Below are 14530 nucleotides of genomic sequence, written 5' to 3'. Positions count from 1 at the left end.
ATGTGACTAAAAATTTAAGGGAGAAGAGGGGGCTATAAAAATGAAAGAAAATATATTAATGCTTTTAAGTTTAGAAGAAATGGAAAGCACAATTCAAGGGTTAAAAATAGCATTGGAGCATATGGATAAAAATAGAACAAGCATAGATGAAAAACTTGAAAAAAATATAAATGATATGTTAAAAAAATTTTTGTATGTTAAAACTGAATATTCAAACAAAGCTGATTGAAATCAACACTTAACTGCCTTGGAATTTAATTCTAAGGTAGTTAACTTAGTTTTGGCAGTCGTATAGAAAGAAATATATTAGGTAAAATATATTTGTAGGTTATTTAAGAATACAAGGAGGATTTTAAGTAATGGATAGATTTGAATTAGATGATATAAAGGAAATTCATGTGGGTGATCTTCCAGCTGCCAAAAAAGGAATCATTGATAGTCTATTAGGTGAGGATGTGTTTAAAGAAAAGATTCCCTATGAACATATGGACTCATATAAGAAAGGACATGAGATAGGAACTCAAGTGGAGAATTTATTAAAAGGTGATCAGAGAGATTTTTAACTAAGAAAACTTAAAATATGATATTTAAAATTCCTAGGCTTAACTTATAAGTTAGAGGTAATAATAATATTTAATTTTTAAAGAAAATTTTTCAGTTAAGAATTAAAGGATTTTAATACATTTTAAAGTATAAGTTAAGTTTTGGGGTTATATATCCAAAAATATTATTAAATTTATTTACATATAATTAACTAAGGAAGTAATAAAGGAAAGTGAAGAGTATGAATATAGCATTTTTTCTTACACCAAAGAATGAGGTAGTATACGCAACTTTAAGCATGACAATAGGACAAGTATTAGAATATATGGAAAATACAAGATATACAGCAATTCCAATTATTGATGATAAGGGAAAGTATGTAGGAACTTTAACAGAAGGAGATTTACTTTGGAAACTAAAGAGTAGCAAAAAACTAGACTTTGATAGTTTAGATGGTATCCTAGTAAAAGACGTTCCTAGAAATGTAAATAATAAATCTGTTTTTATTGATTCGAATATAGAAGATTTATTAAATCTATCAGCAAATCAAAATTTTGTTCCAGTAGTAGATGATAACAGGACATTTATTGGAATAATTAAAAGAAGTGATATAATTAATTATTTTTACACTACTTTTTTTAATAAAAATATAATATAACATAGAATTAAAATCCCACTAGAAATAATATCTAGTGGGATTATTTTAGAAGTGTGAACCATTATCATTATTGCGCATAACTCTTCCTTTTGCTTGATAAACGGATTCATTACCGTGATCCATATATCCAGTTTTAGAATCTAAACTATTTTGGCTATGATCCTTCATAGATTCTTCTTTAGAATTCATTACACTTTTAGAATTGGTTTTTTCTAATAATTTTTTATTATTCATATTAACCTCACCTTTATTACGTAATTTTTTATATGATAAGTGATTTTATGTGGTATTTCTACTTATTATTTACCTGAAAGTTTGCCAGACATCCCAGGAGTTTCTTTAGAAACTCTTCTTGTTTCTTGATTTTTGTCTTTATAATTATATTCTTTGTTTTTTGTTAGTATTTCTGATTTTTTCTTAACCATTTATAACTCCCCTTTCAAGAGTTATTTTCTCCCGTATAGTATGTTTTATTCTATATTAATAGTTTACTAATTTGGATAAAGTGAACTTTAAAATAGATGAAAACTACTTTGAAATTAATGGACTTAATGGAATTATGTATAAAGAAACATTTTTAAGAGTTTAAGGCATAATAAGTATATATAAAACTATATCTGGAGGTGCTTAAGTTGAGTTCAAGTATAACAGATATACTAAAGATAAAGGATACAAGTATATTAATTTCAAAAATAAACCAAAAGTCAGATATAGTAATAGGTGTACCACATCACACTCCTAGTGGAACTTTCATGATGCCGTGTAAAAGCCACATATATGGAGATCAAAATACGGGCTATATTGGATATAACATTGCTAAAAAACTCGGTTGTAATTTTTTATGTGCATGTAATTATTTTATAGATTCAAACAAAAATTATTATGATAATTATAGCGATTATTATACAGCATTAGAAAAATGCAGACCTAGATACCTAGTTGAAATTCATGGGCATGGAGTCGAACATTGTGGTGACGATATTGAAATATCTTCAGGATGTAAAGAACAGGAAAATTATGCATTAAAATTAAAAAACGAAATATTAAAGCTTATTGATAGTGAAATAAATAAAGATAAAACCAATAAAAGCCTGAAAGAACTTAAAGAATTAAATATAAATGCAGACTTTGATAAAATATATTATAAGGCAGCTAAATCATCTACTATAATTGATGAAAGATGGATTAGCTATCACATAGAACTACCTTTATTATTAAGAATAGAGGCTAATGAGGGGGATATTCCGGAAAAGGGTATTCTATTTACAAAGATACTTTGTAATTCTATAAAAAATATTTGTTCGTAGTTGACAAACGCATATTATCTATGGTATTATCTCAATAAGTCAAAAATATAAATCCTTTGACTAGGAATAGTAGCTATAATGTTTAATCACAGAGAGCTGAGGATGGTGGAATCTCAGTATAATAACTAATAGTGAATGGACCTAGTAGGAGTAAATCGAAATTCATAGTTTTTGCTTTGAAGAGTAGTGGTTACCGTTAGCCATACGTTACAATGGATAGAGCATGTTAGTGCTTGAATTTAAGAGGTGTTTATTATTTAATATTTAAACACAATTTAGGTGGTACCGCGGATATCTCCGTCCTAATTTTTTAGGATGGAGTTTTTTTATTTATAAATTTTTAAGAGCGCGCTTAATTTTCCATGGAATACAAAATATCAAAAATAATTGTATGAGGGAGAGATCATTTATGAATTCAAAAATCAATTTAAAAAGAATAATTATAAATTCACTATTTTTAGGAATAGGTGCAGTATTGCACCAAATAGCACCACCTATACTGCTTGGAATGAAGCCAGATTTTTCATTAGTAATGTTGTTTATTATTTTGCTTTTAAATGATGATTATAAAACATGTCTAAGTGCAGGAATTGTAGCTGGATTATTAGCAGCGGCAACAACAACCTTTCCAGGAGGACAACTAGCAAATGTTATAGATAAATTTATAACAACAAATATAATGTATTTTGCATTAATTCCTTTAAAAACAATAATTAATAATAATCAAATAAAAATTATGTTTACATCAATAATTGGCACTATTATTAGCGGATCAGCATTTTTATTAACAGCACTAATAACAGTAGGTTTGCCTACAAGCTTTAAGATATTATTTATATCAGTAGTTATACCTGCAACACTTATAAATACTGTAGCAGCATTTATATTATTTAATGCTCTAAATGCAGCTGTTAGAAGAGCAGCCCCAAAAGGAATGTAGATATATATAAGTAAAGGGGGTGTGTACAACATCTCCTTTACTTATATAGTTCTAACGAAATCTTAGCTCATCATAAGCTTCTTCTCTATTTTTTTGTTCCTCTTTTATATTTTGCAAAGTTTCTTCATCCATCTTTGAACCAAAATGTTCTATATATTCTTTTGTATCGTCGATGTTTTCTTTTAAATTTTCTAAAATTGCAATATACTATTGAGATAAATATCTTAAGTTTTTCATGCTTATATCTAATACTTTAAAGGAATGAGTAAGTGCACCGGTAGATATAAAATTTACTCCGGTTTTAGCAATAGATTCTATTGTATCTAAAGTAACGTTTCCAGACGCTTCCGTTTGCGCTCTTCCATCTATTATTTTAACTGCAGTTGTCATTGTTTCTACATCCATATTATCAAGCATAATTATATCAGCTTTAGCCTCTAAAGCTTCCTTGAGTTGTTGAAGGTTCTCTACTTCTATTTCTATTTTTCTAACAAAAGAAGTATTTCTTCTTACTAACTCTATAGCTAGATTTATTCCTCTTGCTGCATCTATATGATTATCCTTTATTAAAATTCCATCATTTAGTCCGAATCTATGATTCATTCCTCCACCAATCTTAACAGCATATTTTTCAAATAGCCTTAAATTGGGAGTGGTTTTTCTTGTATCTAGAAGTTTAACATCAGTATTTTCAAGTTTTTCTACAAAAGCTCTTGTAATAGTGGCTATTCCACTCATTCTTTGAAGAAAGTTTAAAGCAACTCTTTCACCACTTAGTAAGGTTTTAGCATCGCCTGAAACCTCACCAAATTTTTCGCCTTTCTTAACTCTTTCACCATCATGAGTGTAAAATTTAGCTTTAGCGTCTCCAAGAATATAGAAGACTCTTTTAAAGACCTCAGTGCCGGCGATTACTCCATCTTCTTTAGCTATTAAATCTACAATAGCTTGAGAAGTATTTTCTACTATAGAATCAGTTGTTATATCTCCATATTGTAGATCTTCATTAAGGGCTCTTTTTATAATATCATCAGCAAGTAACCAATTCATTCTTTATATCTCCTCTCAATCTAGAAATAGTATCAATTAATATTTTTTTGTTTGAATCTTTATAATTATCTAGATTATAATTAAATTTTTTTGCTACTTCTATTTTTTTGTTTTTTATTTCATTATTTATTTTTTGGGAACCTCTTTGTGAAAAGACTAATCCTTCTAATAAAGAATTACTTGCTAATCTATTTTCACCATGAACACCTGTACAACTAACCTCCCCAAAAGCATATAAGTTATCCATAGAAGTTTGTCCGTATAAATCTACATCTATTCCACCCATAAAATAATGTTGAGCTGGAGACACCGGAATAGGATCCTTTGAAATGTCTATACCATTTTTTAAGCATTCCTTATATATATTGGGAAATCTTTTAGTTAAAAAATCCTTAGACATAGAACTAACATCTAAATAAACATGTTTGCAATTAGTTTTAATTTTTTCTTCACATATATATTTGGTAACAACATCTCTTGGAAGAAGCTCATCCACAAATCTTTCTCCTTTATTATTTATAAGTTTTCCGCCCTCACCTCTTACAGATTCTGAAATTAAAAATTTTCTACAATTAGAGTTTTCGGTAAAAAATGCAGTAGGATGAAACTGAATATAGTTTAGATTTTTTACTTTTATATCATTGCGTAGGGCTATTGATATACCATCGCCAGTAATTAGGCGTTGATTAGTAGAATTTTTAAATATTCCTCCAATTCCTCCAGTTGCTAAAATAGTAACTTTTGCGTAAATATTTACTATTTCATTATCTTTTGTACAAACTCCACCAATACACTTATTTCCTATTTTTAGCATGTCTATTAATTCAAAGTTTTCATATATATTAATGTTATTTTGGAGTTTAACATTATTTAAAAGGACTTCTTCTACTCTTTTACCAGTTATATCTTTATAATAAACAATTCTATTAATGCTATGTGCACCCTCGCGAGTAAAAACTAATCCTTCTTGGTTTCTTTCAAAATCAACACCAAGTTCACAAAGCTTATTTACATTTTCTATGGATTCTTTAGCTAAAATTTTAACTGATTCAGTATTGTTTTTATGTTTTCCAGCTTTTAAAGTATCTTCCACAAAAAGTTTGATATCGTCATAGCCTCTTGCCACGGAAATCCCTCCTTGAGCAAGAGCTGTATTACATTCATCTATTTTTCCTTTTGAAATCATGGTTATATTTAAGTCTTTATTTAGGTTTAATGCTGAGTACAGTCCTGCAACGCCAGTACCAACAATTAAAACATCAGTAATTATATCCATATCCGTTAACCTCCAAGTTTATGCATGTTTGATAAAGCATTGAAGGCCTTTTGTCTTAGATCTTCATCTAATTCTATTTTATATTCCATATTTAAAAGACAATTATACACGTCTTTTAAATAAGTTTTTTTCATATTAATACAACTCATTCCTCCTCCAGGAATGTAAAATTCCTTGTCAGGATCATTTAGTTTCATTTTATGGAGGACTCCTTCTTCAGTAGCAATGAGAAATCTTTTATTAGAACTTTTATTAACAAAACTTATAATTTCTCCTGTACTTCCAATGAAGTCTGCAGCATCTCTAACAGATTTTTCGCATTCAGGATGAGCAGCAATTAATATATCAGGGTGCAAATTTTTAGCTTTGGTTAATTCTTCAGGTTTAACTTTTTTATGAGTTATACAGAAACCATTCCATAATATAAACTTTTTCTCTGGAATTTGCTCTGATATATATTGTCCCAAATTTCTATCGGGTAAAAATATTATCTCCTCTTCCTTTAAATTTTTTGCTATTTTTAGGGCATTAGAAGAGGTGCAGCATATATCAGACATAGCTTTTACCTCAGCAGAGGAATTTATATAACAAACAACCTTCGCAGAAGGGTGCTTTCTTTTTAATTCCCGTACTCCATCGGCATCTGCCATATCAGCCATTGGACATCCGGCTTCTATAACTGGAATTAAAACTGTTTTTTTTGGAGAAAGTATTTTCGCACTTTCAGCCATAAATTTCACACCACAGAATACTATTGTGTTTTCTTCACAATCTTTAGCTATTTTACTTAAATAGTAGGAATCACCAACTGCATCTGCTATGTCTTGAATGTCAGGTCTTTGATAATAATGGGCTAAAATTATAGAATTTTTTTCTTTTTTTAATCTTAATATCTCATTTTTAAAATTAATCTCCATATAATTTCCCTCACAAATATATATTTATTTTACAGGTGTATATACACTTGTAAAATAAATATACCACTTAAAGTATATTATATCAACTTGGTTTATTAATATTTTTGCTAACAAATTAAGTATGTAAAAAAAATAAGTATGGATTTTTGTCAAAAAATTCATAAATATGTCTTACGAAATTTTAGAAAACTACATTGCATAATATAGTAGTTTGCATTATTAAATAGTATAATAGTACTTAACATTATAAAGTAGTTGATAAAGTAAAATAATTTATTAAGGAGGGTTAGCTATTGGAATTTGATAAAGAAATACTGAAGGGCTATATTGATACGATTATACTATGTGTTTTGCAAAATGGAGATATGTACGGATATGAGATTGCTAAAAAAATAAAAGAAAAATCAAAAGAAGAATTTGAAATAAAAGAGGCTACTTTATATGTATCTTTAAAAAGATTAGAAAAGAAGAATTTTTTAGAAGGATATTGGAATGACAATGAAGGATCCGGAGGTGGAAGAAGAAGGTATTATAAAATTACTGAAGAAGGAAAAAAATTTTTTTCTGATAAGGTAAAAGAATGGAAGCTTTTAAAATCTTTATTGAATAATTTTATGGAGGTTATATTAGATGAATAGGTTTGATAGATATACAAAAATTGATGAATACATTGATAATATTTATGGAAACTTTGATAATGCAGATAAAGATACAAAAATATTGAAGGAGGAAATGAGAAATCATCTTTATGAAAAAGTTGATGATTTAGAAAAACAAGGATTAAGTGAAGAAGAGAGCATCCAAAAGACAATAGAACAATTTGGTCAAGAGAACTCTGTAGTAGCTGAAATGAATGGTATATTTAAAAATCGTAATGTGTTTACAAAAATGCTAATAAAAGCTGGCATTGTTATTTTTGCCATAGGAGTATTATTCCAGGTTATTGGGATGATATGCAATGGTGAAGATATTCAATATTTTAGCGGAGATTTAGTCAAAAATGGATTTAAAAACATTTCGTATTTAATATTTATGATTTCCTTGGCAATTTGGGATATAGCATTTTATTATTATTATTTTATGAAAAAGCCGGGAATGGTTTTAATGGCATTTATAGTATGTGACTTTGTTATATGCGTACCTTTAACTTTTGTGTGGATTTATTTTCCACACCACATCATAGGAAGCATTGTCTTTATATTAGCAATTACTTTTATTACGACTTTACTTTTAAGAGTATATTATGTTAAAAGTAAGAAATGGAATTAAAGTGCAATAAAATATGTAGATTTTGGAGTATGGATACAGGTAATATGTACAAGTATAATAATTATTACAATAGGAGATTATAGATAATGCAAATAACAAGTTTAAATTGATAAATAATGGAGGTGTTCCATATATGAAGATAGGTGACAAAAGAAATTATAAACAAAAAGGATTCAGAGAAGGAACAAGATTTCCTAAAAATCAGATAAAGCAAACTATAGAAAAAAGAGCTTATAATGAAAGTGGATACAACAATAAAGATGGAGAACAATATGAATAGATAATATTATTAGATGTAAAATAATAAATTTGATTATTAACAAATTTAATGATAAAATTATATCCATGTTAGTTGCTTATGAATTCAGTGATTTTGGAGTAGTTCTGAGATACTTGTTTTATAAACAACACTATCTATACTCGTATTAACCTAACAGAAAGGAAATATCTAATCTGGAGGGAATGTGGATTTGTTTAGTAGATAGTTGGTATATAATTTATATATCTATAATTTGCATGATAATCTAGCTTTCCTTAAAGATACTATAAAAATTTTCTTTTATGCATAATTTTAAAAGAAAATTTTATGCGTCCAAATTAAGTTTTATTTGGAATGTAAGTATTTTATGGAAAGCTTTTGTTTTTGCGATAAATTTCTATAAACTCCACGTCCAAGGTTAAAGATAAGTTTAATGTTTTTGGAAAGAAAAATTATTTTTTGAATTAAGAGGAGGAAGTGAAAGTGAAAGAATTTTTAGCAGAAGAATTTATTATTGATTCTGAAATAAGGGAGTCTATAGAAGAAGGAAAAGAGAAAGCAAAGGACAGAGAGTATGTTAAGAGACTTATAGAAAAAGCAAAAGAATGTAAGGGACTTACACATAGGGAAGCAGCAATCCTATTAAATATTGAAGACAAGGATATATTGGATGAAATGTTCAAGGCTGCAAGAAAGATAAAAGAAACTATTTATGGTAATAGAATAGTTCTATTTGCTCCTCTATATGTAAGCGATTACTGCGTTAACTCATGTAAATACTGTGGATATAAGTGTTCAAACCAAGACTTTCCAAGAAGAAAGTTAACTATGGACGAAATAAAACAAGAAATAGAGCACATTGAATCTTTAGGTCATAAAAGAATTGTAATGGAAGCAGGTGAAGACCCTAAAAACTGTTCATTAGATTATATAATTGATTGTATTAAAACTATTTATTCGATGAAATTTAAAAATGGCAGTATTAGACGTATAAATATTAACATTGCAGCAACTACCATAGAGGATTACAAAAGATTAAAAGAAGCAGAAATAGGGACATATACTCTTTTCCAAGAAACTTACCATAAGTCAACTTATGAAAGATTACATCCTACTGGACCAAAGCATGATTATAATTGGCATACAACGGCTATGGATAGAGCAAGAGCGGCAGAAATTGACGATGTAGGAATTGGAGTCCTTTATGGATTATATGATCATCATTATGATACTGTAGCAATGCTTATGCATGCTGAACACCTTGAGGAAGCAACTGGAGTTGGTCCACATACCATATCAGTTCCAAGATTAAGAGCAGCGGATGGAGTGGATATTAAAGAGTTCCCTCACTTGCTTACAGATGAACAGTTTATAAGATTAGTAGCAGTTTTAAGGCTTGCAGTCCCATATACTGGAATGATTCTTTCTACTAGAGAAGAGTCAAGCTTTAGAGATAAGGTTATAGATGTAGGTATATCACAGATAAGTGCTGGTTCGTGTGTAGGGGTTGGAAGCTACTCAGAGAACAATGCACTCAAGCATTCTGATGAAAAGCCTCAATTTGAAGTAGCTGATCATCGTACACCATTTGAAATTATTAAAAATCTCTGCAAATCTGGTTATATTCCAAGCTATTGTACTGCATGTTATAGGGCTGGAAGAACTGGAGATAGATTTATGGAATTTGCAAAGAGTGGGACAATCCATAATTTCTGTTTGCCTAATGCAATATTAACTTTTAAAGAATATTTAATAGATTATGCAGATGAGGAATTAAAAGTCGTGGGAGCTCAAACTATAGAAAAAAACTTATTGGATATTCCAGATGAGAGAGTTCGCAGAGAAACGATAGCAAAACTTGAAAGAATAGAGAAGGGTGAAAGAGATTTAAGATTTTAATTATTAAAAAAAGTGTTAGATGAAATTTTATCTAGCACTTTTTTTGAATTATTTTCTATAATAATTTAATAATAAGTTAGTTTCATGCTTGATATAATTTATTATGGTATGTTATACTTTGTTCATAGATTGTTAAATATCATTATTAATTAAAATTTTAATTAATAATGATATTTAAAAATAGAGGCATATAGTGTATAAACAACTAAATTTTAGTTGGACTTATCCAGGGCTTAACAAGCTTATGTACATCCAAAAACTCGAATAACCTTGAAGGTCAAAGAGTTTTGGTATACACAGTATGAGAATTCTTAACTAGGTAGGGTTAGGAAATTCTGGTAACTCGCCACTTCCAAAGAGCAGAGGACTCAAATCTTAATTAGGCATCCAAAATTATAGTAGATATCTCCAACATATGCTTTGGGGATGATCCGCTTACGCAGAATGTTGATTTGATGTTAAGTGCTTTTATGGAGTGCACGTGAGTTATGTGGCTGCGAATTGGATAAACTAAATATACTATATGCTTTTTGTTGTTTTTAAATATAATAAAAGTATTTTGTAAAGGGGGGAATTTGCATTAATAATAAGTAAAACCAATCAGTGTATAAAATATATACGCTAGATATCAATAGGAGTGGGATTTTATGTTTCTAATGATTGATAACTATGATTCATTTGTGTACAATCTAGTAAGATATTTAGAAGAATTAAAAGAGGATGTTAAAGTTTGTAGAAATGACAAGCTAACTTTAGATGATATAGAAAAAATGGAACCAGAAGGAATTATAATCTCACCGGGACCTAAATCGCCTGAACAATCTGGTATCTGTGTGGATGTAATTAGAAGGTTTAGTGGTAAAATTCCTATCTTAGGAATTTGTCTAGGGCATCAAAGTATTGGATATGCTTTTAATGCAAATATAATTAAAGGAAAAGAACCTGTTCATGGAAAGGTATTTGAAGTTTACCATGAAAATACAGGAGTATTTAAAAAAATTAAAAATCCAGTTAAGGTTACAAGATATCATTCACTAATAATAGATAAGGAAACTATTCCAGAGTGCCTTAGAGTGACTTGTAAGACTTCTGAGGGAGTTGTTATGGGAGTTAGACATAAGGAATATCTTCTTGAAGGTGTACAATTTCATCCTGAAGCAGAGTTAACAGAATGTGGACATCAAATGCTTAAAAATTTTTTAGAAGAAGCAAAAGAATTCAATAAGCTTAAATAGAAAAATAACAAAACTGGAGGATAATTTATTATGCAGGCTTTAGTTAAAGAAGTAAAGACGGAGTTAGATGCCTTTGATATCTATTCATTATTTAAAAGTGATAGAACAGTTTCTATTTTAGATAGTGGTATGGGGGCTGAAAATCTTGGAAGATATTCAATCGTTGGTTTAAATTCTTTTACTACTTTTAAGTATGAAGAAGATATTTGTGTTATAAATGAAAAGAAAATTAAATCGGATCCTTTTGAAGAGCTTAAAAAACTTATTGATATGTATAAAGTTAAAAATGATACTGAACTCCCATATATAGCTGGAGCCATAGGATATTTTTCCTATGATTTAGGAAGAAAATTAGAAGAATTACCTGTTATAGCTTTGGAAGAAGTAAAAATACCTGATTGTTATTTTTATTTCTATGATAACGCAGTAGTGATGGATAACTTAGAGAAGAAAACATATATTACTGGTTTAGGAATATTAAAGTCAAAGGAAGATAGTGTTAGAGAAATAGAAGGTATAATATTAAAAGGCGATAAGGTTAAATATGATGAATTAATTGAAAGTAATACAGAGTTTGATTCAAACTTTGGTAAAGATGAATATATAGAGACCGTTGAAAGGTTTAGGCAATATATAAGAACCGGAGATATATATATTGCAAATTTAACACAGAGATTTTGTTGTGAAACAACGAAAGAGCCCTATGAAGTTTATAAAAACTTAAGGCATATAAATCCAGCACCTTTTGCTGCTTTTATGAATGTTGAAGAATTTAGTATTGTATCATCATCACCAGAGAGATTTTTAGAAATAAGAAATAATATCGTTGAAACAAGACCTATAAAAGGAACAAGACCTAGAGGAAAAAATTCTGAGGAAGACTTAAAAAATAAATTAGAACTTATAAATAGCGAAAAGGATAAATCAGAGTTATTAATGATTGTGGATTTAGAGAGAAATGATCTAAGTAAGGTTTGTAAGCCTTACTCTGTAAAGGTTACTGAGTTGTTTAAGTTAGAAGAATACAGTACTGTGTTTCATTTAGTATCTACAGTAGTAGGGGAACTTAAAGATGAATATGCTGCAGTAGATTGTATAAAGGCTTGTTTTCCAGGTGGATCTATTACAGGGGCTCCTAAGGTTAGATCAATGGAGGTCATAGAAGAGTTAGAACCTACAAGGAGAAATATATATACGGGATGCATAGGATATTTGGGTTTTGATGGAAATGCTGATTTTAATATAGTAATAAGGACGATACTTATGAAGGATAAAAAGGCTTATCTAGGGGTAGGTGGAGGAATTACCTGGGAATCTATAAAAGAAGATGAATATGAAGAAACCTTAGATAAAGCTAGAGCATTAATGAGGGTTCTATAGGTAAGAAGGTGTGATAAATACTATGATAATTTTAAATGGGGAAATAGCAGATGGCGAAAGTGCTTTTTTAGATCAAGGATTATATTTTGGAAGAGGCCTTTTTGAAACCATATTAGTTAAAAATAAGCCTCTATTTATTGAGGAGCATTTGAATAGAATAAATGCTGGATTAAAGGTTATTGGTATTAACAGAAAAGTTCAGGAAGATGATATAATAAATGCAGTAAGTAAGCTAAAATGTATGGATTGTGTTTTAAAATTGGTTGTTACAGAAAAAAATATTATTTTTACTGTTAGAAAGAATAATTATACAAAGGAACAATATGAAAAAGGTTTTAAAGTAAAAATAAGTTCTGTAAAAAGAAATCAATATTCTAGGCTTACTTATTTAAAATCATTAAATTACCTTGAAAATATTTTAGAACATGATAAATGCATTACTGAAGGATACAACGAGGTGTTATTCTTTAATGTAGAAAACAATTTATCAGAAGGCAGTGTTTCTAATGTGTATTTTATAAAAAATAATAAAATATATACTCCATCCATTGAATGTGGACTACTTAACGGAACAGTGAGAAAGTTTATTATAAATAATTTTGAGGTCGTAGAAGGAAAGTTTAATAAAGATACTTTGATGAATGCTGATGGAATTTTTCTAACTAATAGTGTTATGGGTGTTATGAAGGTTTCAACTCTGTGTGACAAGAAGCTTGATGATAACGTTATTATAGAAAATATAAAAGAATATTATGAAAATTATATAAAAGAAAATTATTAATTAAGGAGGGAAGCTGGCGTAATTGCTATTTAACATACAATATTAAAGCAAAGCCAGAAATGCTATGACAAAAATAATGAAAATTGGAAAAAAAGACTTTGAACTTGGTAAAAGAACTTATATAATGGGTATACTTAATGTTACTCCAGACTCTTTTTCAGATGGTGGAAAATTTAATAATTTAGAAGCAGCTATAAGGCATGCAAAAGAAATGATAGAAGAGGGAGCAGACATAATTGACATAGGGGGAGAATCTACAAGACCTAATCACGTACCTGTTCCAGAAGAAGAGGAGATAAAGAGAATTGTTCCAATAATTACAGCTTTATCAAAAGAAATAGATGTGCCTATTTCGATAGATACATACAAGGGAAAAGTAGCAGAAGAAGCAGTAAAGGCAGGTGCTGCATTGATAAATGATGTATGGGGATTTAAAAAAGATACTTATATAGCAGAAGTTGCAGCAAAATATAATGTCCCATGCTGCTTAATGCATAACAGGGATAACAGAGATTATAATAACCTTATGGAAGACGTTTTAAAGGATTTGCAAGAAAGTATAGATATAGCATTAAAAGCAGGAGTAAAACCTGAAAACATAATTTTAGATCCAGGTATAGGTTTTGCTAAGAATTATGAACAGAATCTAATTGTGATGGATAACTTACAAGATCTAAATAAATTGGGATATTCAGTATTGTTAGGTACTTCAAGAAAATCAATGATTGGTAATGCTTTGAATCTACCATCAGAAGAAAGAGTTGAAGGAACTATTGCAACTACAGTCATAGGAATTATGAAGGGATATGATTTTGTTAGAGTACATGATGTAAAAGAAAATAAAAGAGCTGCAATTATGACGGATGCTATAGTTAGAAAATCTAGTTTATAGTTATAGATAACCACGGCCGACACTTAACTTATTCTCCGGGAGATATTTACATTCTTCCGACACCATAAATACTTTTGATAAGTCTAAAGCTCAGTATTTTGAAAGCCTAAGAACCATTTATAAA

At 29.1% G+C, this 14530-nt stretch carries 18 protein-coding genes and 1 other annotated feature; of the genes, 13 read left to right on the top strand and 5 right to left on the bottom strand.

Going from position 1 to position 14530, the window contains the following annotated elements; translation table 11 throughout:
• The first annotated feature begins 40 nt into the window (after nt 1-40).
• From I6U48_RS11620 to I6U48_RS11610, 3 genes are all read left to right on the top strand, one after another.
• On the top strand, nt 41-229 hold the full coding sequence (locus I6U48_RS11620; protein WP_218320629.1) for a hypothetical protein: 189 nt from the start codon (nt 41-43) through the stop codon (nt 227-229).
• Between the two features lie 130 nt (nt 230-359).
• Nucleotides 360-563 carry a hypothetical protein gene (locus I6U48_RS11615; RefSeq protein ID WP_218320628.1) on the top strand — a complete coding sequence of 68 codons (204 nt, stop codon included), beginning with the start codon at nt 360-362 and terminating at the stop codon, nt 561-563.
• Between the two features lie 221 nt (nt 564-784).
• Entirely contained in the window at nt 785-1201 is a 417-nt protein-coding gene (locus I6U48_RS11610; RefSeq protein WP_218320627.1) for a CBS domain-containing protein, read from the top strand.
• A 45-nt stretch (nt 1202-1246) separates the two neighbouring features.
• Here I6U48_RS11610 and I6U48_RS11605 read toward each other — a convergent pair whose 3' ends face one another.
• Together I6U48_RS11605 and I6U48_RS30080 are read right to left on the bottom strand one after the other, a co-directional pair.
• Nucleotides 1247-1435 (bottom strand): hypothetical protein, encoded by a 189-nt coding sequence (locus I6U48_RS11605; protein ID WP_218320644.1) that lies wholly within the window; start codon nt 1433-1435, stop codon nt 1247-1249.
• A gap of 65 nt (nt 1436-1500) precedes the next feature.
• Nucleotides 1501-1626: a hypothetical protein gene (locus I6U48_RS30080; RefSeq protein WP_281421814.1), complete on the bottom strand. Its 126-nt coding sequence runs from the start codon at nt 1624-1626 to the stop codon at nt 1501-1503.
• Nucleotides 1627-1833: 207 nt separating this feature from the next.
• Here I6U48_RS30080 and I6U48_RS11600 point away from each other — a divergent pair, with 207 nt between their 5' ends.
• Entirely contained in the window at nt 1834-2508 is a 675-nt protein-coding gene (locus I6U48_RS11600; RefSeq protein ID WP_218320626.1) for a hypothetical protein, read from the top strand.
• A gap of 47 nt (nt 2509-2555) precedes the next feature.
• Nucleotides 2556-2816: a binding site (T-box leader), on the top strand.
• Between the two features lie 101 nt (nt 2817-2917).
• Nucleotides 2918-3448: a tryptophan transporter gene (locus I6U48_RS11595; RefSeq protein ID WP_218320625.1), complete on the top strand. Its 531-nt coding sequence runs from the start codon at nt 2918-2920 to the stop codon at nt 3446-3448.
• A 207-nt stretch (nt 3449-3655) separates the two neighbouring features.
• Here I6U48_RS11595 and nadC read toward each other — a convergent pair whose 3' ends face one another.
• Genes nadC through nadA form a run of 3 tightly spaced genes read right to left on the bottom strand, consistent with a single transcriptional unit; the run spans nt 3656 to nt 6691 of the window.
• A complete protein-coding gene (nadC, locus tag I6U48_RS11590; RefSeq protein WP_218320624.1) occupies nt 3656-4498 on the bottom strand; it encodes a carboxylating nicotinate-nucleotide diphosphorylase in 843 nt (280 codons plus the stop codon).
• The gene (locus I6U48_RS11585; RefSeq protein ID WP_218320623.1) at nt 4479-5774 is read right to left on the bottom strand and encodes an L-aspartate oxidase; all 1296 of its coding nucleotides are present in this window, start codon (nt 5772-5774) and stop codon (nt 4479-4481) included. Before I6U48_RS11585 ends, nadC begins: the two co-directional genes overlap by 20 nt.
• Nucleotides 5775-5779: 5 nt before the next feature.
• On the bottom strand, nt 5780-6691 hold the full coding sequence (gene nadA / locus I6U48_RS11580; protein WP_218320622.1) for a quinolinate synthase NadA: 912 nt from the start codon (nt 6689-6691) through the stop codon (nt 5780-5782).
• 293 nt (nt 6692-6984) lie between these two features.
• Between nadA and I6U48_RS11575 the strand changes: the two genes are divergently transcribed.
• From I6U48_RS11575 to folP, 8 genes are all read left to right on the top strand, one after another.
• Nucleotides 6985-7329: a PadR family transcriptional regulator gene (locus I6U48_RS11575; protein ID WP_218320621.1), complete on the top strand. Its 345-nt coding sequence runs from the start codon at nt 6985-6987 to the stop codon at nt 7327-7329.
• The gene (locus I6U48_RS11570) at nt 7322-7960 is read left to right on the top strand and encodes a permease prefix domain 1-containing protein (RefSeq protein ID WP_218320620.1); all 639 of its coding nucleotides are present in this window, start codon (nt 7322-7324) and stop codon (nt 7958-7960) included. The genes I6U48_RS11575 and I6U48_RS11570 overlap by 8 nt, the downstream gene beginning before the upstream one ends.
• 133 nt (nt 7961-8093) lie before the next feature.
• Nucleotides 8094-8240, top strand: a complete 147-nt coding sequence (locus tag I6U48_RS11565) for a hypothetical protein (RefSeq protein WP_218320619.1) — start codon at nt 8094-8096, stop codon at nt 8238-8240.
• A 462-nt stretch (nt 8241-8702) separates the two neighbouring features.
• Nucleotides 8703-10118 carry a [FeFe] hydrogenase H-cluster radical SAM maturase HydG gene (hydG, locus tag I6U48_RS11560; protein ID WP_218320618.1) on the top strand — a complete coding sequence of 472 codons (1416 nt, stop codon included), beginning with the start codon at nt 8703-8705 and terminating at the stop codon, nt 10116-10118.
• A gap of 647 nt (nt 10119-10765) precedes the next feature.
• Nucleotides 10766-11353, top strand: coding sequence for an anthranilate synthase component II (locus tag I6U48_RS11555; protein WP_218320617.1), 588 nt, complete (start codon nt 10766-10768; stop codon nt 11351-11353).
• 30 nt (nt 11354-11383) lie between these two features.
• Complete coding sequence (gene pabB, locus I6U48_RS11550; protein WP_218320616.1) at nt 11384-12733, top strand: aminodeoxychorismate synthase component I; 1350 nt, start codon at nt 11384-11386, stop codon at nt 12731-12733.
• 22 nt (nt 12734-12755) lie between these two features.
• On the top strand, nt 12756-13514 hold the full coding sequence (locus I6U48_RS11545; RefSeq protein WP_218320615.1) for an aminotransferase class IV: 759 nt from the start codon (nt 12756-12758) through the stop codon (nt 13512-13514).
• Nucleotides 13515-13590: 76 nt separating this feature from the next.
• Nucleotides 13591-14406, top strand: a complete 816-nt coding sequence (gene folP, locus I6U48_RS11540; RefSeq protein ID WP_218320641.1) for a dihydropteroate synthase — start codon at nt 13591-13593, stop codon at nt 14404-14406.
• The last annotated feature ends 124 nt before the right edge of the window (nt 14407-14530 follow it).

Origin of the sequence: Clostridium thailandense, assembly GCF_019207025.1 — a bacterium.
Taxonomy (GTDB): Bacteria; Bacillota; Clostridia; order Clostridiales; family Clostridiaceae; genus Clostridium_AM; species Clostridium_AM thailandense.
This window is presented reverse-complemented; position numbering and strand designations above follow the sequence as displayed.